The 22,232-nt window shown below is 63.8% G+C and carries 19 protein-coding genes; 2 read left to right on the plus strand and 17 right to left on the minus strand.

What is annotated here, in order from left to right; genetic code table 11:
* Window positions 1–168: 168 nt before the first annotated feature.
* From WG208_RS14710 to WG208_RS14780, 15 genes are all read right to left on the minus strand, one after another.
* On the minus strand, window positions 169–1,455 hold the full coding sequence (locus WG208_RS14710; RefSeq protein WP_337172136.1) for a cation:dicarboxylase symporter family transporter: 1,287 nt from the start codon (window positions 1,453–1,455) through the stop codon (window positions 169–171).
* A gap of 11 nt (window positions 1,456–1,466) precedes the next feature.
* On the minus strand, window positions 1,467–2,951 hold the full coding sequence (locus WG208_RS14715) for an amino acid permease (RefSeq protein ID WP_337172137.1): 1,485 nt from the start codon (window positions 2,949–2,951) through the stop codon (window positions 1,467–1,469).
* Between the two features lie 129 nt (window positions 2,952–3,080).
* Complete coding sequence (locus tag WG208_RS14720) at window positions 3,081–3,950, minus strand: hypothetical protein (RefSeq protein ID WP_337172138.1); 870 nt, start codon at window positions 3,948–3,950, stop codon at window positions 3,081–3,083.
* Window positions 3,951–4,129: 179 nt separating this feature from the next.
* Window positions 4,130–4,537 carry a biopolymer transporter ExbD gene (locus tag WG208_RS14725; protein ID WP_337172139.1) on the minus strand — a complete coding sequence of 136 codons (408 nt, stop codon included), beginning with the start codon at window positions 4,535–4,537 and terminating at the stop codon, window positions 4,130–4,132.
* A 2-nt stretch (window positions 4,538–4,539) separates the two neighbouring features.
* Window positions 4,540–5,004, minus strand: coding sequence for a biopolymer transporter ExbD (locus WG208_RS14730; RefSeq protein WP_337172140.1), 465 nt, complete (start codon window positions 5,002–5,004; stop codon window positions 4,540–4,542).
* A 79-nt stretch (window positions 5,005–5,083) separates the two neighbouring features.
* The gene (locus WG208_RS14735; RefSeq protein ID WP_337172141.1) at window positions 5,084–5,815 is read right to left on the minus strand and encodes a MotA/TolQ/ExbB proton channel family protein; all 732 of its coding nucleotides are present in this window, start codon (window positions 5,813–5,815) and stop codon (window positions 5,084–5,086) included.
* A 33-nt stretch (window positions 5,816–5,848) separates the two neighbouring features.
* Entirely contained in the window at window positions 5,849–6,574 is a 726-nt protein-coding gene (locus tag WG208_RS14740; protein WP_337172142.1) for an energy transducer TonB, read from the minus strand.
* Between the two features lie 292 nt (window positions 6,575–6,866).
* Window positions 6,867–7,601 (minus strand): ABC transporter permease, encoded by a 735-nt coding sequence (locus WG208_RS14745; protein WP_337172143.1) that lies wholly within the window; start codon window positions 7,599–7,601, stop codon window positions 6,867–6,869.
* Window positions 7,598–8,548, minus strand: coding sequence for an ATP-binding cassette domain-containing protein (locus WG208_RS14750; protein ID WP_337172144.1), 951 nt, complete (start codon window positions 8,546–8,548; stop codon window positions 7,598–7,600). Before WG208_RS14750 ends, WG208_RS14745 begins: the two co-directional genes overlap by 4 nt.
* Window positions 8,549–9,608: 1,060 nt before the next feature.
* Complete coding sequence (locus WG208_RS14755) at window positions 9,609–10,745, minus strand: hypothetical protein (RefSeq protein ID WP_337172145.1); 1,137 nt, start codon at window positions 10,743–10,745, stop codon at window positions 9,609–9,611.
* 104 nt (window positions 10,746–10,849) lie between these two features.
* Window positions 10,850–11,674: a helix-turn-helix domain-containing protein gene (locus tag WG208_RS14760; RefSeq protein WP_337172146.1), complete on the minus strand. Its 825-nt coding sequence runs from the start codon at window positions 11,672–11,674 to the stop codon at window positions 10,850–10,852.
* Between the two features lie 343 nt (window positions 11,675–12,017).
* Complete coding sequence (locus WG208_RS14765) at window positions 12,018–13,550, minus strand: ATP-binding protein (protein ID WP_337172147.1); 1,533 nt, start codon at window positions 13,548–13,550, stop codon at window positions 12,018–12,020.
* A gap of 11 nt (window positions 13,551–13,561) precedes the next feature.
* Complete coding sequence (locus WG208_RS14770) at window positions 13,562–14,230, minus strand: response regulator transcription factor (RefSeq protein ID WP_337172148.1); 669 nt, start codon at window positions 14,228–14,230, stop codon at window positions 13,562–13,564.
* The gene (locus tag WG208_RS14775; protein WP_337172149.1) at window positions 14,227–15,705 is read right to left on the minus strand and encodes a sigma-54 dependent transcriptional regulator; all 1,479 of its coding nucleotides are present in this window, start codon (window positions 15,703–15,705) and stop codon (window positions 14,227–14,229) included. The genes WG208_RS14770 and WG208_RS14775 overlap by 4 nt, the downstream gene beginning before the upstream one ends.
* A gap of 51 nt (window positions 15,706–15,756) precedes the next feature.
* Window positions 15,757–17,265: an ATP-binding protein gene (locus tag WG208_RS14780; protein WP_337172150.1), complete on the minus strand. Its 1,509-nt coding sequence runs from the start codon at window positions 17,263–17,265 to the stop codon at window positions 15,757–15,759.
* 307 nt (window positions 17,266–17,572) lie between these two features.
* Between WG208_RS14780 and WG208_RS14785 the strand changes: the two genes are divergently transcribed.
* A complete protein-coding gene (locus tag WG208_RS14785; RefSeq protein WP_337172151.1) occupies window positions 17,573–18,124 on the plus strand; it encodes an HSP20 family small heat-shock protein in 552 nt (183 codons plus the stop codon).
* 246 nt (window positions 18,125–18,370) lie between these two features.
* On the opposite strand, the gene WG208_RS14790 is transcribed toward WG208_RS14785, so the two are convergent.
* The gene (locus WG208_RS14790) at window positions 18,371–18,850 is read right to left on the minus strand and encodes a redoxin domain-containing protein (protein WP_337172152.1); all 480 of its coding nucleotides are present in this window, start codon (window positions 18,848–18,850) and stop codon (window positions 18,371–18,373) included.
* 181 nt (window positions 18,851–19,031) lie between these two features.
* Between WG208_RS14790 and WG208_RS14795 the strand changes: the two genes are divergently transcribed.
* Window positions 19,032–20,945: an EAL domain-containing protein gene (locus tag WG208_RS14795; protein WP_337172153.1), complete on the plus strand. Its 1,914-nt coding sequence runs from the start codon at window positions 19,032–19,034 to the stop codon at window positions 20,943–20,945.
* Here WG208_RS14795 and WG208_RS14800 read toward each other — a convergent pair.
* A complete protein-coding gene (locus tag WG208_RS14800; RefSeq protein WP_337172154.1) occupies window positions 20,902–22,218 on the minus strand; it encodes an SPFH domain-containing protein in 1,317 nt (438 codons plus the stop codon). The two genes, WG208_RS14795 and WG208_RS14800, sit on opposite strands and share 44 nt — an antisense overlap.
* Window positions 22,219–22,232: the final 14 nt, after the last annotated feature.

The following is a 22,232-nucleotide window of genomic DNA, read 5'->3' on the forward strand; positions in this document are numbered from 1 at the left end:
TGGTTCCAGCTCCCGTGGTTCCAGCTCCCGTGGTTCCAGCTCCCGTGGTTCCAGCTCCCGTGGTTCCAGCTCCCGTGGTTCCAGCTCCCGTGGTTCCAGCTCCCGTGGTTCCAGCTCCCGTGGTTCCAGCTCCCGTCGTTCCAGCTCCCGTCGTTCCAGCTCCCGCTGTTACGCCGCCGCTTCCTCCGACTGCCCCTCCCCGAGTACGCCTTCCCATCTCGCCATGACCGCGGTGGCGAGGCAGTTGCCGAGCAGGTTCACCGAGGTGCGGGCCATGTCCATGATGGCGTCCACGCCGAGAATGACCGCGATGCCTTCCAGCGGCAGACCGAACTGCGCCAGCGCACCGGACAGGATGACCAGGGAAGCGCGCGGGACGGCCGCCACGCCCTTCGACGTCAGCATCAGCGTCAGCATCATCAGCAACTGCTGACCGATCGGCATGTCGATCCCGGCCGCCTGTGCCACGAAGACCGAGGCGATGGCCAGGTACAGCGTGCTGCCGTCGAGGTTGAACGAATAGCCCGTGGGCAGCACGAAGGACACGATGCGGCGCGGCACGCCGAACTTCTCCATGGCCTGCATGGCCTGCGGGAACGCCGCCTCGCTCGATGCGGTGGAGAACGCGATCAGCCACGGTTCCTTCACCAGCTGCCAGAACCGCTTGATGTCGAGCCGCGCGAGCAGCGCGATCGGCAACAGCACCACGAGAATGAACACCACCAGCGACACGTACAGCGTGCCCACGAGCTTGGCCAGGTTGAGCATCACGTCGAGACCGCTCTTGCCCACCGTCACGCCGATCGCCGCACCGATACCGATGGGGGCGTAGGCCATGACGATGCCGACGAACTTGAACATGACATCGCTGAGCGACTGCAGCCAGTCGAGCATGGTCTTCTTCGAATCGCCTTCCACCCGCGCCAGCGCCACGGCGAAGAGGATCGCGAAGAACACGATCTGCAGCACTTCGTTCTGCGCGGCCGCTTCGAAGAAACTCTGCGGCACCGTGTGTTCGAGCACCGAGGAGAACGTGGGCGTGCGGGACGCCAGCGCCTGGAACTCCTCACCGCTGCCCGTATCGGGCGCGATCTGCAGTCCCACCCCCGGCTTCACGAGATTCACCGCGAACAGACCGATTGCCAACGCCAGCGTGGTGACGATCTCGAAGTAGATGATCGAACGCAGCGCCAGCTTGCCGACCTTCGCCATGTCGTCGCCGTGGCCGGCAATCCCCACCACCAGCGTACTGAAGAGCAGCGGCACGATCAGTGACTTGATCATGCGCAGGAAGATGTTGGCCAGCGGCTTGAGGTTCGGCGCAAAATCGGGGGCGAGCCACCCGATGAGGATGCCGACCACCATCGAGATCAGAATCCACTGCGAAAAACTGATGCCGAGAAAGCCCTGTTTACCCTTCGGCGCCGGTGCGGTGGAGACGGAGATATGAGCCATGAAGTCGAAGGTCAGCGGTTGTCGGAAGGATTGCGCAGCACCGAATGACGGAAGCCGTACGCGAAGTAAAACGTGAGACCGATCACCATCCACACGCCGAACGCCATCCAGGCGCTGGATGGCAGTCCCCGCATCACGAAGACACAGGCCCCTGCGCCCAGCAGCGTCACGGCCCAGAAGAACGGCACGCGGAACGGACGGTGCCGATCGGGTTCCCGTATCCGAAGGACGAGCACGCCGAGACACACCACCGCAAAGGCGGCTAGGGTGCCGATGTTCGTGAGATCGTAGGTGGCCGCATCGTCGGCCACGAGCGAACCCAGCGCGACGGCCACGCCGGTGATGAGCGTGGTGATGTGCGGCGTGCGGGTCTTCGGGTGCAGCTTGGCCGCGAACCGCGGCAGCAGACCGTCACGTGCCATCGCGTAGAAGATGCGCGGCTGACCATACTGGAACACCAGCAGCACCGCGGCCATCGACACCGTCGCACCGGCCGCCACGATCCAGCTCGCGGTGGAAAGCCCCGCCATCGATAGCGCCTTCGCCAGCGGATCGGAGCTGCGCAACTGCTCGTACGGTACCAGACCCGTGGCCACCGCGCCCACGATCACGTAGATGAGCGTACAGACCGCGAGTCCCCCGAGAATGCCACGCGGCAGATTGCGCTGCGGGTCCTTGGTTTCCTCGGCGGCCGTGGAGATCGCATCGAATCCGATGTAGGCAAAAAACACGATCGCGGCACCCTGGTGGATGCCGCGAAATCCGTTCGGCGCAAACGGCTTGTAGTTGGCCGGATCGATGTGCATGGCGCCCACGATCACGAACAACGCGAGCACGAGCAGCTTCACCACCACCATGATGTTGTTGGCGCGCGTGCTTTCCTTCACGCCCTGCATCAGCAGCGCGGTGATGGCTGCCACGATGCCGAACGCCGGCAGGTTGACGAGCACCGGAATTCCGGCAATGCGTGGTGCGCTCTCGAGCAGCCCGTGAATGGCCGGATCCCCACTGGCTTTCACGTTCCAGTACCCGTGCGTGAGCCAGCCCGGCAGATCGATGCCGAACCCCGACAGCAGCGACGTGAAGTAGCCGCTCCAGCCGATGGCCACCGCCACGTTGCCGACCGCGTACTCGAGGATGAGCGCCCATCCCACCACCCAGGCGACGATCTCGCCGAGTGTGGCGTAGGAGTACGCATACGCACTCCCCGCCTGCGGAATCATGGAAGCCAGTTCGGCGTAGCAGAGGGCCGCGAGACCACACACGGCACCCAGCAGCACGAAGGAGAGGACCAGCGCGGGACCGGCGCCGTATCGCACGACGGTGCCGTCGGCGAGCGTTTCGCCGGCCGCCGCGGTGCCCAGTGAGGAGAAGATTCCCGCACCGATGACCGCGCCGATCGCGAGCATGATGAGATCGCCGGCGCCAAGCGTGCGGCGCATGCCATGCTCACCATTGTCGGGGGCGGCGATCGGTTTCCGATCGAACAGACCCATGACGTCTGCTGGGAGATGAGGTGGGAACGTCTGCGACCTGCGGAGCCCGCGTGACCGTGAGAGGCCGACGGGGCGTTACCGGCGAGGTCGGGGGAGAGAAACGCCCTGCAACCTATCGCCACGCACGGATCACAGCGAGTAGGTGATCTCGGTCCTGGCCCGAATGGGCACACCCTGTGCATTCACGGCGGGGCGGAACCGGATGGCCGCCAGCGCCTCACGCAATTTCCTGTTGTAACTCCCGTCCTTCGTGGGCTCGAACTGCAGATCGAGCACCTTGCCGGTGGAATCGACATCGAAGGTCACGACAATGGTGCCGCGGGCTTTGCTGGGCACCGGTAACGGCGGCAGGAAGAGCTCCGTGGGGGCCGGCGGATACGCCGTTCCCGTGCCGCCGCCCGTGCCGGGGCCGACGCTGCTGCCGCGCCCCGTTCCCACCCCGGTGCCCACCCCACCGCCGCTGCCCGGCCCACTGCCGGCGCTGCCGTCCGTGCCCGAACCGCCGCCGGAGCCGGCGGTGACCGACTTTGCGTCGGTCGCGTCGGTGGCCGGCGTTGGCGACGGCGGCGTGGGAGTGGGTTGGGGAGGTGTGGGCTGGGGCGGAGTCGGCGGGGGCACCACCGGCGGCTTGATCTCCGGTGGCTTGATCACGGGCGGCGTGACCGCTGGCGTGGGAGCGGATGGCACCTTCACGAACTGGATGCGCTCCTGCTTCATCTGCCCACCCGTGCCCTTGTTGCCCCCACCCCCGCCGCCGGCGGGGCCAAGCCCACCGGCACCGAGCACCTCGCGGAAAGTCTCCGGCGACGTGAACGGCACGATGAGGAGGGCGATGATGAGCAGGTGCAGCAGCACCGAGAGCACGAGGCTCCGCACACGGCGCTGCTTGCCGACGGGTACGCCGATGGGGGGGCGATACCGCGGTCGCTCGTGTGGTGGCTCGGGCAATCCGGCGCCGGAATGCGCCCCCGCGCCGGAAATGGGAGGCTGTGCGTCCATGCGGAGAATGAAAGGGCGAATGAAACATACTACGCCGAGCAGAATACGCGGAGCGCAATACGCCGAACGTACTACGGCGGGCGAGCCCTGTGGGGTTCACCCGCCGTAATAAGACACCGCATGTGGGTGGTGAGTGCCCGAGGGCTCCACCATCCCGGTCATGTCAGGTCGTGTTCAGGTCACTTCGGCGCGACGCCGATGACCCTGACCCCTGCGCCGCGTGCCTGGTCCATGGCCCAGATGACATCCGAGTACTTCACCATGGTGTCGCCCTTCACGAAGATGATCTTTTCGGGACGGGGATCGTACAGCGACTTCAGACGCGTCAGCAACTGATCCTTCGGCACATCTTCCTTGTTGATCGCGAACTTTTCATCCGGCAGGATTTCGAGCACGATCTGATCCGGCGCCACGTTCGGCTGCGACGGCTGCGGATTCGGGTCGGGAAGCTGCGTATCGATCGCCTTGCGGCTCATGGGGATGATCATCATGAAGATGATCAGCAGCACCAGGAGCACGTCGATCATGGGCGTGACGTTGATCTCGTTATTGAGACTGCTGCCACCGCCGCCAGTAGACATCCCCATGGTTACTGACTCCCCCCCGGACGGATGCGATCGCTTTCGACGAGCGATTCCGTACCGGGTGTCTGCTCGGTGATGAGCGCCGCCACGCGCACACCGGCGCGCGAGAGGACACCCAGGGCGTCGACGACCTTGAGGTACTGAAGGTCCTTGTGGGCCTTCACGTACATGATGTAGTCGTCGCGCTCCTTGCCATAAATCTCCCGCACGAGGGTTTCGAGGTCCTCATTGCGGACTGCCTGCTTGTTCAGGTAGTACCGCCCCTGATCGTCGATACCGAGTACCTGATCACCATCTTCTTCCGGGTGGGGCTTGAGATTCTGCCCTTCCGGCGGGACCGCGGTGAAACCCGCATTGATCTGCGGGATCGTGATCATGAAGATGATGAGCAGCACCAGCATCACGTCGATCATGGGGGTCACGTTCGGCTCGGCCTTTACGCCGCCGCCGCCACCCACACTCATGCCCATGGTGCGACTCCGTGATGACACCGCCGATGGAGCGCCTCAGACGAGGCGCTCACCGGCAGATCGCGTGATAGGGTGCGGCTTACTGCGAGATCGTCTGCTGGCCAGCCGTGTTGAACTCGCGCGTGAAGCGCGAACGGCCGAACTCGCCCGAGACACCCTTGATGAGGTAGTCGATCATTTCCTTCGACGTGTACGTCATCTCGGCCGTGAGGTTGTCGATCTTCGTCTGGAAGTAGTTGAACGCCCACACGGCCGGGATGGCGACGCCGATACCGATGGCCGTCGTGATGAGCGCCTCGGCGACACCGGCGGCGATGGCGGAGATACCGCCCGCACCCGACGTGGCCATACCCGTGAAGGAATTCACGATACCCATCGTGGTGCCCAGCAGACCGACGAACGGCGACGTCGCGCCGACGGTGGCCAGCACGCCCAGACCACGCTTCAGGTCGACGACCGTCATCAGCATTTCACGCTCGACCGCACGTTCGGCCGAGTTGATGTCCGACACCGTCACCGAGCCGTCCTGGATGAGCGGACGGATTTCGGAGAGTGCGCCACCGAGGACGCGGGCGACGTGCGACTTCTTGTAGCCTTCGGCCAGCTTGATCGCCTCGTTGAGGTTGTCCTCTTCGAGGAACTGCGAGAACTCGGGGGCGAACTTGCGCGTTTCGGCCTGCGCCTTGCGCATCGACCACCACTTCTGGATGAGCACGGTGAACGAGAACGCCGACATGGCCAGGAGCGTGAAGACGATGCCCTTGGCAAACCAGCCCATCGAGTGGTACAGCTCCATCAACGACATGTTCATGAGACGGATCTCCGCAAAACGGTAGGAAAGAACTCAGCGGTTGAGCGAGAACTGGAACGGCTGCTGCACGAGCTGCTTCACCTTGCGGCCACCGACTTCTGCCGGCAGGAAACGCATGCGCTGCAGCGCGTTTTTCACGGCGGTCGTGAACAGGTCGTTGTCGGACTTGAGCGCCTTGAAGGTGCTCATATCGGCGCGGCCCGTGGTGTCGACCACGAACTGGGCGAGAACGGTGCCTTCGATACCGGCGGACCGGAGCATGTCGGGGTACGACGGGCCCTGGGCGCCCGGCGCCATGACGACGGGCTTTTCCACCTGGAAGTCGAAGTACGGCTGGTCGGCCGCCTGCTGCGGGACCGGCCCCTTGCCCCCTTCGACACCCTTCGCGATACCGCCCTGCACACCCTTACCCGAGAAGTCCGCCTCGTCCGTCACCTTCTTGGACAGGTCGATCTCCGGGATGATGTTGGGGATTTCCGGCGGTGCCTGAAGCACCTGGAATCCCTTGGGTGGCGGCGGCGCGGCCACGGCGTCGGGCGGCGGTGGAGGCGGCTTCTCCGGCTCGGGCGGCTTGGGCTCGTCCTTCTTCACCTCGACGAAGTCGACCTTCTCTTCCTTCGGCTTCTCGTTCACGATGCCAGCGTTCTTCGTGACGATGACCAACGCCACCACCACAGCGGCGTGAGCGATGATCGAGGTGATGGACCCACCCAAGCGCTTCTGCTTCTTCGCCTTCGATTCAAGCAGGTTGTTGAACATCTCGCTTGTCCGGGGTACGGGCTACGGATCTCGGGTTCGATCGGAGTGACCGAATACCGACTTGGCGATTCTACGCAACGGAAATGATCCGGCAATGGACGGAACATTAGGATCGGATTAATCCGAGGTTAGTATTCCCCTCACAAAATGCTTTCTCGGAGGGGATTGACAGGAGAGGACTTATCGCAGGGCCCCGCCGATCGGTCAGGACGGCTGGCTGGCGAATTCAGCCACAGGCACCCGAAGAACGTCCGGTTCGGCACGGTCGCCGTGCCTACCGTGCCTACCGTGCCTACCGGACCTCCAGGCTCCGCATGGCCCGCTGGGCGCTCCACAGCAGCGCGACCACCGTGAGCGCGGCGGGAACCAGCACCACCACATGCTCCGCGACCGCGACACCCCACCAGCCCGGCCAGCGCCTTTCTGTAAGAGCGCCAAAATGCCCGCGGGCAATCCACCCCAGCAACAAGAGCAGAAATGCCACTCCGCCGGCCGCGGTCGCACTCCGGAGCCGGATGGCGAGATACAGCACCAGCGTCCACCAGGCGGTGGAGGCCAGCACGCCGAGGACCATGACACGCGCCAGCTGCTTCAGCGTGTTCATCGGCTCCTGCAGTGTGCCCATGCCCGCGTGAACGAAGATCGTGACACATCCGGCCACGAAGAACAGCGCTGCCAGGGTCCAGGCGGCGCGGGTGAGTGCAATAAACTTGCCGAACACCATCACGCGTCGCATGCCGGGCACGAGCAACGGCAAACGGATCGCACCGGTGGCGATATCCGTGGCACCCACCTGCGCCCCGAGCACCACCATCATCAGGGGATACATCACCGCGAACCAGACGGTGGTACTGACCTCCACCAGCCAGTTGTCGAGCTCGAGGCGCCACGGCATGTCATCGGGACGTGCCGTGAACATCAGCCCGAACGCCAGCAGCATGGCGCCGAAAGCGAGCCCCACGAAACTCCCCGAGCGACGCAGTCGTCGCCATTCGAACGCCGCAGCGATGCGAATCTGCGCGTTCACGAAAGACCCTCACGCCCATCGGCGGCCTGCCGACCCATCTGCAGGCGCAGTGCCCGACGCCAGGCCGACATCCCCCGTCGCCAGTCGAGAATGCGGATGCCGCGAGTAACGAGTTCCGCCTGCAGACGACCGGCGTCATCCGGGCCGAGTTCGAGTCCCTGCAGCTGCAGACCGTACGGTGTACGGACCACGCAATCCACATCGATGCCGATCTGCGCGGCCAGGTCTTCCACAGCACAGTCCGCCGGCACATCGAGCAGTACCGTAGTGGGCAACGCCGCGCCATCGTGCGCTCCGAAACTTCCGAGCAGTGTGCCACTGGCGAGAATGGACACGTGCGTGGCCAGGCGCTCCACCTGATCGAAGGAATGACTGGTGAACAGCACCGTCGTCCCATGCCGTTCGCGCCACGCACACAGGAGCGCCTCGATGTCTTCGACACCCGTGGGATCGACACTGCTGGTGGGTTCATCGAGAATCAGCAACCGCGGTTCACCGAGCAACGCGGCGGCGAGTCCCAGGCGTTGCTTCATGCCCATGGAGTAGTCGCGCACCAGTTGATGGCGCGGACGGCGCAACTGCACAGCGTCGAGCGCCATCTCCACGCGCGAACGTGGAAGACCGCGCAGATCGGCGATGTAGCGCAGATTCTCGAGCGCCGAGACCGACGTGTAAAACGCGGGGAAATCCACCAGGGCACCAACGTGTCGCAACGCGGCGCCATCGGCGCGATCGGCGCGCTCGCCAAAAACGCGCGCTTCACCCGATTCGGGCCGCAGCAGTCCCGTGAGCAGACGCAGCAACGTGCTTTTGCCCGAACCGTTGGGGCCCACCACCGCGTGCAGCGCACCCTCGTCGATGGAGAGTGTGAATGCGTGCAGCCCGTCGCCCGATGCAAACGTGCGGGTGAGGTCGAGACAGACCACCGGCTTGGAGAGCGTCGACAAGGCGATCAGACCGTTCAGGGACGAGGTGATACCGGAAGACTGACGGGTCTTCCGGTACCCCGTTCTTACTCCGCGTAGATTATGATCATACAGCAGGTGTCGCCGGAATCGCAGGAGAAGCCGCAGAACTCGATCGGCCCCCAATCCTGGAAGTCCACCCACTTCACCGAGGCACCACCCTGCGACTGTGCGACTGTACCGTATGTCGCCAGTCCCAGCAACAACATTGCACCGACACGAAAGACCCGCTTCATACGACCTCCGTTGTCCTCAAGTTATGGGATGTCGGCAGGATTCCAGTTGCCCTGTCTGGCGCTGGATGTTGAACTGCAATCCCACCGCGACGTTACCAGCCGTGATCTCCTATTCGACCGCGATTACCTTGCAGCAGGCCTCTCCGGCATCGCAGTCGAAACCGCACCAGTCGAGCGGCCCAACCCAATCGTGCCACTCGCGCTTCGAGCCCTGAGCGTCCGCACTTCCAACCGACAACAGTGCAAGTGGAAGGGTAACGGTCAACAAGGCAGTCCTGAATCGTTTCATACGCATCCTCTTTGTTGCTAAGGGTGAATGCCTGACAGGGCAACGTGCTTCGCTATCGAATCCAAGGCTTCTGCCAACGAGCTCCCCGAGGCCAGTCGCACATAGTTCATCTTGGAACTGTTTCCAGTCCATGCGACACGAATCGTGTCATGCTGCACCAACACCATAGCGGGTAGTGCCGCTCGCAACGGGTCGTTACCGTCAGCGATACCTCGAACCACTGCGTCGACGCGTTCGGATCTCAGGAGGTTTGCCACGGACGAGTCCACGGTCCCGATGAGTCGCACCTCGAACCGCAACGCACTTCCGAAACGCATACGCGCAGCCCTCCAGAAATACCCCGGACTATTGCAAGATGTGCAGTCTTTCTCTTGGACGATCCAGACCAGCGTGGGAGCACCCAAAGAGACGGTAGAGAGAGTGTCCCCAACATTGAGACTCCGCATCTCGCCCGACTTCTCAAAAGCAGAGCAGCCGATCAGAACAGACATGGCATACGCTACCGTGACTTGAATTCTCACGGCGTACCTCTTTGGAACATCCCTTCGAAGCGGACGAGAACATTCGGCCGCTCCGGGTCAGCAAATGCACCATACAACACGCCCTCCGAGTTCCCGACTATCAAGGGACCAGGGAATGTTCTGGTCGAGGTTGCAGAAGCTCCGCCTTCACGCAACAAGGCCATTCCATATCGCGGCGCGCGAGCGGATCCTCGCTGAAATGACGCAACCATTGTCGAGTCATCGAGAAGATAGGCTCCTGTCAAGCGAACAACATCCGCCAATGCTCTGGGTGATGGTCGCTCTCGGCCCAAATGTGCAACAGAAGAGCGATCGACAATATGGGCAGCTCGACGGGCAAGTACGGCCCCGTCCAGTCCGACCATATAGATCGTGTCAACCAGCGAGATTGTCAACAACAGGCGATCTCGCCAACGACTAATGGAAGCGAAAGTAAGGGACCGAGAAGCAGGATCTGTAAGAGGGGCTACCGGAATCGCGTTCCACCTCGACTTGCCATCATGCGTATTGATGGCATGTATCCATGTCTCCTGTTTGCCCTGAGGCCCACCGCGACCGACAAGAACAAGTGTGGAGTCATCGATCGCGAGAATTCCCTGAAGAGCATTTGACCCCGGTCTCAACCGCCTGATTTCCTCGCGGGAGTTCTTATCCACCAGAAAAAGGCCATTGAAGATGTCGGCAATCCAGTATCCTTCCGAGGTAGGTGCCACCGAGATTGGTAGCTCCAATTCCCCCGGACCCTTCCCTTTTCGGGCAAGTTCCCAGCGCAAATTTCCCATTGAATCGAAAGCCGCGAGGCGGCTCTCTTTGGGGTCGACGACGAGAATATCATGTCCATCCTGCACAACCCGAATTGGGCTTACGATCATATGTGCCCCCGATTCACTCAGCCTCAATGTATCCACATGACCCGCCCATGTCGGAACAGTCACTTTCGCCTCCGCGGAATCATCAATCACACTGGTGCTGGTCTTAACAACGACACCGCGGTTGGCATCGCGCGCATCGGAGTCGACGCAAGCGCCGCAAACAAACAGTGTGAGGAGAGTTGTCCGTCGCATCATCTCTACTCTCGACGTCAAGTGACCAAGAATTGCTATCAATGGCCAGTATTGATTCCAAAGTTCCACGGTGCAATATCTCAATCGGCAAGAGCATGTCATTTTCGGCCATGGAAAAGCTTCGACCGACAATCCCTGGCTGTGGAATGATTGACAAGAGGAAACGGGAGATGTCATCGATCGGCAGTAGGTGTGGCCTCTTTCGTTCTCGACCACCTCTCTTCGCCTTGTTTTCGCGCGGATGCAGCTAGGCTATCACAGAGCATCCTGAATCCGTCCGGGGCTTGGAGCTCGCGTGCTCCCAACCTTGTATATCGCCCAAAAGTCGAGAGCAGATGATTGGAGGTGGAGAACCCCAGCCGTTGCGCGGTCGTTTTTACGCTCAAACGATTCGTGCTCAGAAGGTAGGCCGCCAGCAGGAGTCTTGACCATACCATGAACCAGTGCGGTGAAGGCAGTGCTTCCCGTTCGCAATACTTGCGAAGGCTCCGTTCCGGCAAGTTGCAAGCCACAGCCAAGTCCGTCACGGAAAACGGTGCGTGAGCCAGATGCAACGCTTCCTTGAAGAGTCTCGCCTCGGCATCAGACAGGAATAGATCCGCCATCTCCCAAACGGCCCGCGATAGCGACGCGTGACGTCCAGCGATGATGGATCGCTCCAAGTGCTCCCGCCAATCGGCGGCGCTCATGTCGACTACAGTCGAGGCTCCAAACTGAACCACTCGAATGGTGGCATCTAAGTCCACCCGCCTTCCCGTATCGATCATTACGAGGGGAACCCAAGGATACCGCTTACGCAGCATCCCCAGTCGCTCCGAAAGGTACTGGTCGTCGTAGGCAGGTACTGGCGCCAGCACCACGCTTGTGCGTTGCATATCCGGAACCTCGTTGCACTGTTCCGTCCCTGAAATCCGAACGACTTCGGAATCTATGGGAAAAGCTCTCCGCATCCTTCCCAGCAGTTCCTCCGGCATCTGCACAGCGAAGATCTGAACCATGGCGAAAGACGTGTATTGAAGCGTGAAACCGCCACAGGCATTCGAACGGTGCCATCTTGGTCCGTTCCGCTCCTTATTAGGTATCAGACGGACATCACAAGGTATTTTCCCCAATCCAGAACTGTTCCTGGGAAGAATACTGGCTCTGTTGGGAAACGGGTTTTGGATTCCTGCACAAACATACGCCCAAGGTACTACAGAATATGTCATATGGCGGGAGCCATACCTCTCGCCACAACATCTGCCGACCATTCCGAACGACGGTCATTGCCGCCGGTGTTGAGGTCAACCAGATGAATATCGAATTCTGGTCCTGGTAGGAGAGGAACGACCAGTCCGACCGCTACTGAGCCGCTCCTCCCCCCACCTCCTCCGGCATCTCCGACTCCACGAGATTCACCACCGACTGATACTCCCCCGTCATGCCCGAGCCCGGTTCGCCGGCCAGCGGCAGCGTCACCGTGAACGTGCTGCCGCGCGTGAGTCGCGACTGTACCTCGAGAGTGCCGCCATGCGCCTGCGCGATCCATTGCGAGATCGCGAGCCCCAGCCCGAACCCGCCACGCTCGCTGGCCCGCGAACGCACCCGATCCGCACGCCAGAAGCGCTCGAAGATATGCGGCAGATCCGCCGCGGCAATGCCGATCCCTGAATCCTTCACCGAGAAACGCACCACCGCCGCGTCCCGCGCCAGCGCAATCTCCACCTTCCCTCCGCGCGGGGTGTACTTGATCGCATTGGTGACGAGGTTGAGGAACAGTTGCCGGAGTCGGGTCACGTCGCCCAGCACTTCGGCGTTCTCGAGCACGGGCGCGTCGATCTCGAGCCCCTGATCCTCCCCCAGGAGACGTGCCGTCTCCAGCACCTCACGGGCGAGCGGCTCCAGTTCCACCGGCTCGCGGAACAGATCGAAACGGCCTTCGTCGGCCCGGGCGAGCGTCAGCAGCGAATCGACCAGATCGGCCATGCGCGTCACCTGCTGCAGCGCTTCCTCCAGCGAGATCGCCTGATCGACTTCGGTGGTGGATGGCGACATCGCGCGCTCCACATCGGCCCGGATGACGGCCAGCGGGGTTTTCAGCTCATGACTCGCATCGGCCGTGAACCGTCTGAGCGCGCCGAAGGATTTTTCCAGTCGTCCGATGAAGGCATTGAGCGTCTCCGACAACCGCATCAGCTCGTCGCCCGCGGCGGCCACGCCCAGGCGGCTGTGCAACGACCGACCGTCGGTGATGGCTTCTACCTGGTCGATGAGCACATCGATGGGCCGGAAGGCACGACCGGCGATGAGATACGCAAACGTCACCGACAGCACGAGCAAGAGCGGCGTGATGACGAACATCGGGCCGATCAGTTCGGGCGGGGTGTACGTGATGTTGCGCGTGGACAGGGCGGCGTACACGCGATACCGCGCATTGTCGCTGAGCGGCACGACCCGCGTGGCGAGCAGGACTTCGTCCGAGTGCAGCTCCACGCGTCGCAGCGCGCGGTCGGCATGCGCGGCGCGGGCCGCGGTGCTGAACGTGTTCCGGTCGTCGGTGGACAGCGATTGCACCGCCGGTGAGGCGTAGATGTCGTACCCCGTGCTGTCCTGCACCAGCACGTAGCCTTCCAGCAGCGACAGGAAGGCGCTCATGCGCATGCCGATGGACGGGCCGGCCAGCCGGTCCTTCTGCGCCATCACCGGCTCCGTGCCGGTGTTGCGGGCCACATTGATGGCCCGCACCGCCTGATCCGCCTCCACCTGCACCCTCGCCTCGAGCTCGCGGTACAGCGTTTCGCGCCGCACCGCCAGCAACGTGAGCGAAAACACGAACAGCGTGAGCAGAAACGCCGCCGTCCATGCGCGTGTCAGCCGGGCGCGGATGGAACTCACTGATGCAACCTCTAGGCCCGGATCATGTAACCCACGCCACGGACCGTCGTGATCAGCTTCTTCTCGAAGCGGGCGTCGATCTTCTTGCGCAGGTGATTGATCACCACATCCACGATGTTCGTGCCGGGATCGAAATGATACCCCCACGCGTATTCGGTGATGAGCGTGCGGCTCATCACCCGACCCGCGTGACGCATCAGATACTCCAGCACGGCGAACTCCTTGGGCGTGAGCTCGATGGGTTCACCGGCGCGCCGGACTTCGCGCGTGCCCTGATCGAGTTCGAGTTCGCCCACGCGCAACTGCGGCGAGGCCAGCGCACGCGGACGCCGGAGCAGTGCTTCGGCGCGCGCCAGCAGCTCTTCGAAGGCGAAGGGCTTCGTCACGTAATCGTCGGCGCCGGCGCGCAACGTTTCCACCTTGGCGTCGACGGCATCCTGCGCCGTCAGCACCAGCACGGGCCGCTCGAAACCACTGGCCCGGAGCGTCCGCAGCACGTCCAGACCATTCCGTCCGGGCAGACGCATGTCGAGGATCACCAGATCGTACGGCTGGGAAAGGGCCATGCGTTCCCCTTCCAGCCCGTTGTTGCACAGATCCGTCTGCCAGCGCTGCTCCTCGAGTCCACGCCGGACAAACTCCCCCACGGTGGGATCGTCTTCGATCACCAGAATCTTCATGCCTTCTCTCCACGCCCCGGGGGGCGCCTGAATCCGTATTCGCGGATCTTGCGATAGAGCGTCTTCGGCGAAATCCCCAGCAGTTCGGCGGCATGCCCCTGATGCCAGGCGCAGCGTTCGAGCACCTCACCGATGTGCCGGCGCTCGAGCTCGGCCAGGGACAACGTCGCTGCCGATGCGGGGGGCGCCGATGGCAAGCCCGGAGACGATGTCGACGGCAGCGCGGGAGTCATGGCGGGAGTGGGACGCGCCCCTCCGCCCACGTCGGCACCCAGCGGCAGATCGACGGCATTCACCACGCCGTCGGTGGCCAGCAGCGCCGCGCGCTCCATGACGTTGCGCAGTTCGCGGACATTGCCCGGCCAGCGGTACCGTTCGAGCACCGCAACGGCGTCGCCACTCAGCCGCGGCGCCGAGGGCGAGGCAGGCGATGCGAACTGTTCGAGGAAATGCCGCGCCAGCAGCGGGATGTCCACCACCCGATCCCTGAGCGGCGGCAACGCGATGCGGATGGTGTTGATGCGATGCAGCAGATCGTCGCGAAACGCTTCGCTCTGCACCATGCGGGTGAGATCGCGCGTCGTGGACGCGATGACGCGCACATTGACCTCCACTTTCTGCGTGCCACCCACGCGGAAGAAACTCCCCGTTTCGAGCGCGCGCAGCAGTTTGGCCTGCAGTCGCAGATCGAGCTCACCGATGTTGTCGAGGTAGAGCGTCCCACCGGCCGCCAGTTCGAACAGGCCCACCTTGCGTTGCTCCGCGCCCGGAAAAGCGCCCTTCTCCACACCGAACAGCTCCGTCTCCAGCAGCGACTCGGCCAGCGCCGCACAATTGAGATCGACGAAGGGGCCATCGGGATTGCGGCCATGTGCGTGTAGCAATCGCGCGACGAGATCCTTGCCGGTCCCCGACTCGCCTGTCACCAGCACGGGCGAGGCACTGGGCGCGACTTTCTCGACCATCGCCAGCACCGCCCGGAGCGGCGCGTACTGCGTGACGAGTGTCGGGGTCGGCGTCGAACGCCTGAGCCGCGACTGCATGAGATGATTGTCGCGGGCCAGCATGCGCTTTTCCCACGCGCGACGCACGAGCACCTCGATCTCCGCCATCCGATAAGGCTTGGACAGGAAGTCGTACGCGCCCAGCTTGAGCGCGGCGATGGCCGTTTCGATGGTGCCGTTGCCCGTGATGACGATGATCTCCGGTGGCAACGGTTCCTCACGCACGAGGCGCAGCACTTCCAGACCGTCGATCTGCGGCATCACCACATCGAGCAGCGCGACATCGAACGTTTCGCTCCGCAACAGATCGAGCGCGGAACGTCCGTCCCGCACGATGCGCACGGCAAACCCGCGGGCCGACATGAACTGCTCGAGGATGGCACCCAGGTGCGCTTCATCCTCGGCGATCAGCACCCGGATGGGTGTGGTCGTGTCGGCATCACGCGCCGACGGGACGATGGGCTGACTCATGGTTGACTCATGACGGAATCACGGTGGACGCCTGATCGACATCACACCGACTCACGGGATCACCGTCGGCGTCACCGTCATGGCGAGCGGCAGCGCCACCCGGAAGGTCGCACCGTTCCCCTCGGGCGATACGAGTTCGAGCGCGCCCCCATGGTCGCGCACGATGCCGTAACAGATGGCGAGCCCCAGGCCCGTCCCCTGCCCCGGTGGTTTGGTGGTGAAAAACGGCTCGAACACCTTGGCCTGCAGCGCCCGTGGAATGCCCGGGCCTTCATCGGCCACTTCGAACGTGGCGCAGGGCTCGGGGTGGCCCTCGGTGCCCCCGGTGAGCACATGGGTCCGGATCGTCACCCGCGCCCCGTCCGGCGTCGCATCGAGCGCATTCATGGCCAGGGCAATGAGCACCTGCACGAGCTGGTCGGCGTCCGCCTCGACGATCATCGGCGTGGTCTCTTCCAACTCCGTCACGAGTTTCACGCGCTTGAACCGCGGATGATGCTGCAGGAGAAAGAGTCCCTGCTGCACCACCGCATTGAGATCGACACATTCCCGCCCCGCAGTCTTGGGGCGCGAAAAATCGAGCAGACCGTTCACGATCTTCTTGCAGCGCTGCACTTCGAGATCGATGATGCGGAGCAGTTCGGCGTTGGGCGCGTCCCCGGCACCGGGCTCGAGTTCGTGCTGCAGCGCCATCGATTCGGCGCAGGCGGCAATGGTGGCCAGCGGGTTGTTGATCTCGTGCATGACACCGGCCGCCAGCTGCCCCAGCGCGGCGAGCTTCTCCGCCTGCGCGGTGCGATCGATGGCCGCCTTCCAGTCGGTGATGTCCTCACCGATGGTGATCACGTGCGTGACCGCCCCGCCGCCCATGCGCATGGGGATCTTGGAGATGCGGAAGGTGCGGGTGTCACCGTACGCATTGCTTTCCATCTGGAACTGCTGCAGGCGTCCCGACGCAAAGACCTCGTCGAACTCCCGTTTGAGCATCGAGGCCGGCTGACGATGCAGCACGTCGAAGATGGAGCGACCTACGGCGTCGGTTCGTGAGACGCCCTGCAGCCCGGTCTCGCGTTTGTGATTCCAGGTGTGGATGCGATAGTCGCGATCCACCACATAGAGGCCGTTGGGCAGCGAGTCGACGATGCATTCGATGAATGCGCGCTGATCGGCCAGCTCCCGGATGCGTTCGGAGATCTGCCGCTCGAGTTCGCGGCGATGCACATCGCGCGAGACCGCAATGGCCAGGAGATCGGCGACCCCCGTCAGCAGAGCTTCTTCATCGACCAGCAACGGCCGCTCACCATGCACCACCAGGGTGCCCAGGACGTTGTCGGCCGAACGCACCGGGAACTGCCGAGCGGGATAGGGAACGTCGGTGACGCCCGGAGCCCACCAGACCATTGGAGGAGAACCACTCGCCAGCGGCTCGAACGCCACCCGATCCGCTCCCAGCGTTTCTCCCGTTTCCGCGAGGAGCGCGCGCACGCCCTCCATGCCCTGCGGCGCGGCCGCGAGGCGGTTCAGCAAACCGAAGATCGTCGTCGCGGATTGTGTGGTCATGAAAGGTCCTGGCGGAGTCCGGCACGGTCCAGGCGACGCGGGCGGTCAGGGTGGAAGCAACTCCGGCAAGGTAGGATAAGGACGGCGATCGGACAAGCTGACCGAACATCGGTCCTTCGACAAATAGCCTCGCCGTCATTTCGACACGCGCCGCGCCGAAATGACGGCCTCCGAATGGCCGGCTCGGTCCGGATGGCACATCCGACCTGGTATGCGGAGTGCACCATGCCGGAGTCAGGACAATCACTGGTTCCCGTGGCATCACGGTACAGACACACGGTACACCCTGCACCCTAGAGGCGTCATCATGACCCGTTTCCCGTTCCCGCCTGCCGGACCGTTCGCCGGCACCACGTTCCGCGGCACGACGTTCCGTCGCGATCTGCACCGCCTGTTCGACGAGGCGCTTGGCCCCATTGCGGCGGCCCTCGATCCGAATGCCCCCGCCACGGACGACGCCAATGGTCCCACCAACGGCCATGCCAATGGCCATCCGGAACCGCAGTGGTCTCCCGCCGTCACGGCGCGGGAGTCCGCGTCGGGCTACGTCTTCGAGCTCGATCTGCCGGGCGTCTCCCCCGACACGGTGGAAGTCCTCGCCGCCGACGGGATGCTGACGGTCCGGGGCAACCGGCCGGCCACGGAGCTCGCGGACGGCGAAAAGACGTTCTTCAGCGAACGCCGGCAGGGCCCCTTCACGCGCCGGTTCCGGCTGCCCAAGAACGCCGACCTTCAGAAGGTCTCGGCCTCCTATGCCCTGGGCGTGCTCACGGTCTCGGTGGCCAGAACGGAACCCGCGCAGCCGGTCCGTGTGCCAGTCACCGTGGCGAGGACTTCGGCCGATCAGGCAGCGAGCTGACCAATCCGGTTGGATGAAAACGGGGATGTCCGGTGTGAACGGACATCCCCGTTTTTATTTGCAGAGAAGCCCGCATGCTGCAAGTCTGGCCACCTCCATCCTGACCAGCTCCTTCCTGCTTCCTCTCCCGTAGTTGGGCTGAACCACGGCACAACGGGAGAGGAAGCAGGAAGGAGCTGGCCAGGATGGAGGTGGCCAGACTGGTGCGGGCGCCACACCTCTCGACAGCCCCGCGAAATCGTGCGCTCAGCCTGTCACATTTTTTATGGCAACGAGGATTTCCGCATTTTCACGCTTCTGCCCCGGGGTCTCCTCCACGTGCGCCCAGCGGATCACACCATCCTTGTCGATCAGGAAGTAGGCCCGGTTGGAAAAACCCGTATCCTCGCGCAGTACGCCGAACGCCGTGGACACCTCACGACGGAAGTCGGAAAGCAGCTCGACTTTCATCTGATACTTGTTGCGAAACTCCTTGAGGGAAGGCACCGCATCCACCGAAAGTGGAAGCACTTCCACATCGCCACCGGTGAATGCATCGAAGTCGTCGCTGAAGCCGCACAATTCGGCCGTGCACACGCTCGTGAACGCCAGCGGGAAGAAGGCCAGCAACACATGCTTCCGGCCGCGGAAGTCGGACAGCGTGACGTTCTGTCCGGAGGTCGAGGCGAGCGTGAAGTCGGGGGCGATGGTGCCCACAGTGAGCGGCGTGGCGGAAACGTTGGTCATCGTCAGGAGGCGGAAAGGAGGGTCGTGCCAACCATGTCACATTCTCTCGTAGCACTGGCGGTTGTGGAAATCAAAGATAACGTATTGCGACATCCGCAATCGCGCGTGGTACATCCCGTGTGCCCGGCGATGTACCGGAGTGAAGCCCGTCCGGAATCCCGCGCCTTCTCCCGTTCCGACTGTGCCTGACCGCGTCACCTCCGCTGGCCCTGCCCCGTCCCGCCTCCGCCTGCTGATCGCCGATCACGATGCGGCTCAGGCGGCGGAGACGGAGTCCGGACTGCGTCGCCGGCTGGGCACGGGAGTGGAATTCCTGCGCAGCAGTACGATGGCGCAGACCATCCGGGCACTGGTGGATGCCCCGCCGGATGCCGTCCTCCTGGACCTCGCGCTTCCCGACGCTGGCGGCATCGCCACGGTGGTCGGCGTACGCAGCGCCGCACCGCTCGTGCCCATCGTCGTGCACACCACCGCGCTGGACGATGTGCTCGCCTTGCGGGCCCTCCGGGCGGGCGCCCAGGAATGTGTGGACAAAGCCACCACCTCGATCGACGCGCTGGTCAGGTTGCTGGGGTTTGCCATCGAACGACAGCGGCGTCTCGCCGTCCTGGAAGCGGCACGGGTGGAGGCGGCGCATCGCGCCACACACGACCCGCTGACGGGACTGGCCAACCGTGAGCTGTTCATGGACCAGCTCGAGCGCGCGCTGGCGTTCGGCAGTCGCTACAATCGCAAAACGGGTCTGCTGTTCGTGGATCTCGATGGCTTCAAGGCCATCAACGACACCCGGGGTCACGCACTGGGCGATCTCCTGCTCAAGGCCGTGGCCGCCCGACTGCTGGAGTGTGTGCGCCGATCCGACGCGGTGGCCCGTCTGGGGGGCGACGAGTTCGTCGTGCTGCTCCCCGATGTCACCAGCCGCCGCGACGTGGCCTTCGTCAAAGAGAGCATCATCGACGCGCTTCGCACCCCCATCCCGGTCGGTGATGACGAGTCGCTGACGGTCGACGCCAGTATTGGTGGGGCCATGTCTCCGCTCGATGGCGCCCAGGCCCAGGATCTCATCGACGCCGCCGATGCGGACATGTACCGCGAGAAATACCAGCGTCGCCGAGGTCGGATGCACACGCCCGTGGCCGGTGTCCTGGCGTTTGGTCATGCACTGGGTCATGCGCTGAGCCCCGAGCCCATCGCGATGGACTCGGTGTCACATCGCCGCGAGGCGCGTCTGCGCGCAGCGGTCGGTCGTGGTGAATTCGAAGTGCATTACCAACCCATCCTCGATGTCGTCGCCGACCGGGTGATCGCCGCCGAAGCCCTGCTGCGCTGGCGCGATCCCGATCGTGGACTGCTGTCGCCGCCGGGATTTCTGGGGCTGGCGGAGGACACCGGGCTCATCGTGCCCATCGGAGAACAGGTGCTGCAGCAAGCCTGCCGGGCCCTCGTGCAGTGGCGGGCTTCGCATCCGGCGCTGGCCACGCTCCGGGTGGCGGTGAACCTCTCCGCAGTGCAACTCCGCGAACACGGTTTCGAACGTCGCGTGGCGCAAATCCTTGCCGATACGGGATGTCCGCCCGATGCCCTCACGCTGGAACTCACCGAGAACAGCACCATGATCGATGGGGAAACGATCATGGAAACGCTGCGGGCTCTCAAGGCGCTCGGTCTGCGGCTGGTGGTCGATGATTTCGGCGTGGGGCACGCCTCACTGACTTTTCTGCGGGAAGCCCCACTGGACGGACTCAAGATCGACCGGCGATTCGTCGCCCAGTTGATGCTCGACACGCGCGATCACGCCATCGTATCGGGCATGGTGCGGCTCGCGCGTGGACTCGGCCTCGAAGTGACCGCCGAAGGCGTGGAGTCGGCCGAACAGTCCCAGCGCCTGGCCCGCCTGCAGTGTTTTGCGCAGCAGGGCCAACATTTCGGCTCCGCACAGCCCTTCACCGCCATGTCGGCCCTGCTGCACGAGCGCGTGGGCAGTCCACCGCAGCTGCCGGCGTCATCGTCCCACGCGCATTCGTCAGGCCTGTCTCAGTCGCCCCTCGCCGTCATCCGTCCTTCGGGGGCTGACCGCCACCCAGCCGCTGGCTAAGCCCCTGCAGCAACGCATCCGGCTCCACGCCATACTGCGCGCTCGCGGCCTCCAGCAGCTTCATCATCACCCCCAGCTTCTGCTGCGTGGCGATGGCCGCCCCCTTGCCATCGCCCCCGTCGAGCACCACCAGACGATCGATCTTCACATCGGCGGCGGCTTCGGCTAGGCGATCGATCATATCGGGCAACTGCTGCAGATAGAGCAGTGAGAGCCCGCGATCGCCCGCGGAGAGCAACTGCTGCTGGACGGCCTGCAGCGCCTTGGCCTGCGCTTCACCCTGGGCAATGACCGGGGCGGCCGCGGCTTCGGCCTCCGCGCGCGCCGCTTCGGCCCGGGCCCGGGCGGGTTCCACCTGCTCCACCTGCAGACGCACACGGGTCACTTCCACGCGGGCCTCTTCCACCGCCTTTTCGGCGCGGGCCTGCGCTTCGTCGGCGGCCGCACGGGCGGTGCGTTCGGCGATCTGCGCCTGCCGATCGAGTTCGGCCTGCTTCACGCGCAATTCGTTCTGCGCGGCCGAGATGATCACCTGCGACTGCGCCCGCGCGACATCGGCTTCCTGCGTCGCCCGCGCCTGCTCACGCTCCGTCTCGGCCTTGGTGCGGGCCTCGGCGATCTGCGCATCACGAAGCACCTCGGCGGTGCGGATGCGGCCATACGCGCGCAGATAACCCGCGTCATCGCTGATGTTCTGGATCTTCAGCATGTCGAGCTGCAACCCGAGCTTCTGCAGATCGCGGGTGACTTCCTTCATCAGCTCGGTCTCGAACTTCACACGGTCTTCGTTGGCCTCTTCGGGTGTGAGTGTGGACAGCACACCGCGCAGGTTGGCCGCCAGCGTTTCCTGGGCGAGATCGGCCACCTGCCGTTCGCTGCCCAGGATGCGTTCGACCGCGTTGTTGAAGACCTCCTCGGGGATGGACGCGATCTTCACATTGGCCACCGCCTGTACGTCGATGGGAATGCCGCCTTTGGCGATGGCGTTCCGCACGGAGATGGTAAGCGGAATGGTGTTGAGCGTCATCCACTGCGCGCGCTCGAGAATCGGGATGCGGAATGTGCGGCCACCGCGCACCACACGATACCCGACGCTCGTGCCATCGGTGAGCTGGCGTTTTCTGCCGGTGATCACCGCCACCATGTTGGGTGGCACGATGATGAGGAGCTGCTTGATCGTCGCGACCAGCAGGGCGATGAGGATGAGGACAAAGGCCACCCCCCCGAGCGAAAAGACGGCCGTGCCAAACCCACCGCTCAACTGTTCGTTCATCGTTGCTCCCCGGA

This window comes from Gemmatimonas aurantiaca (genome assembly GCF_037190085.1).
In the GTDB taxonomy this organism is placed as follows: Bacteria; Gemmatimonadota; Gemmatimonadetes; order Gemmatimonadales; family Gemmatimonadaceae; genus Gemmatimonas; species Gemmatimonas aurantiaca_A.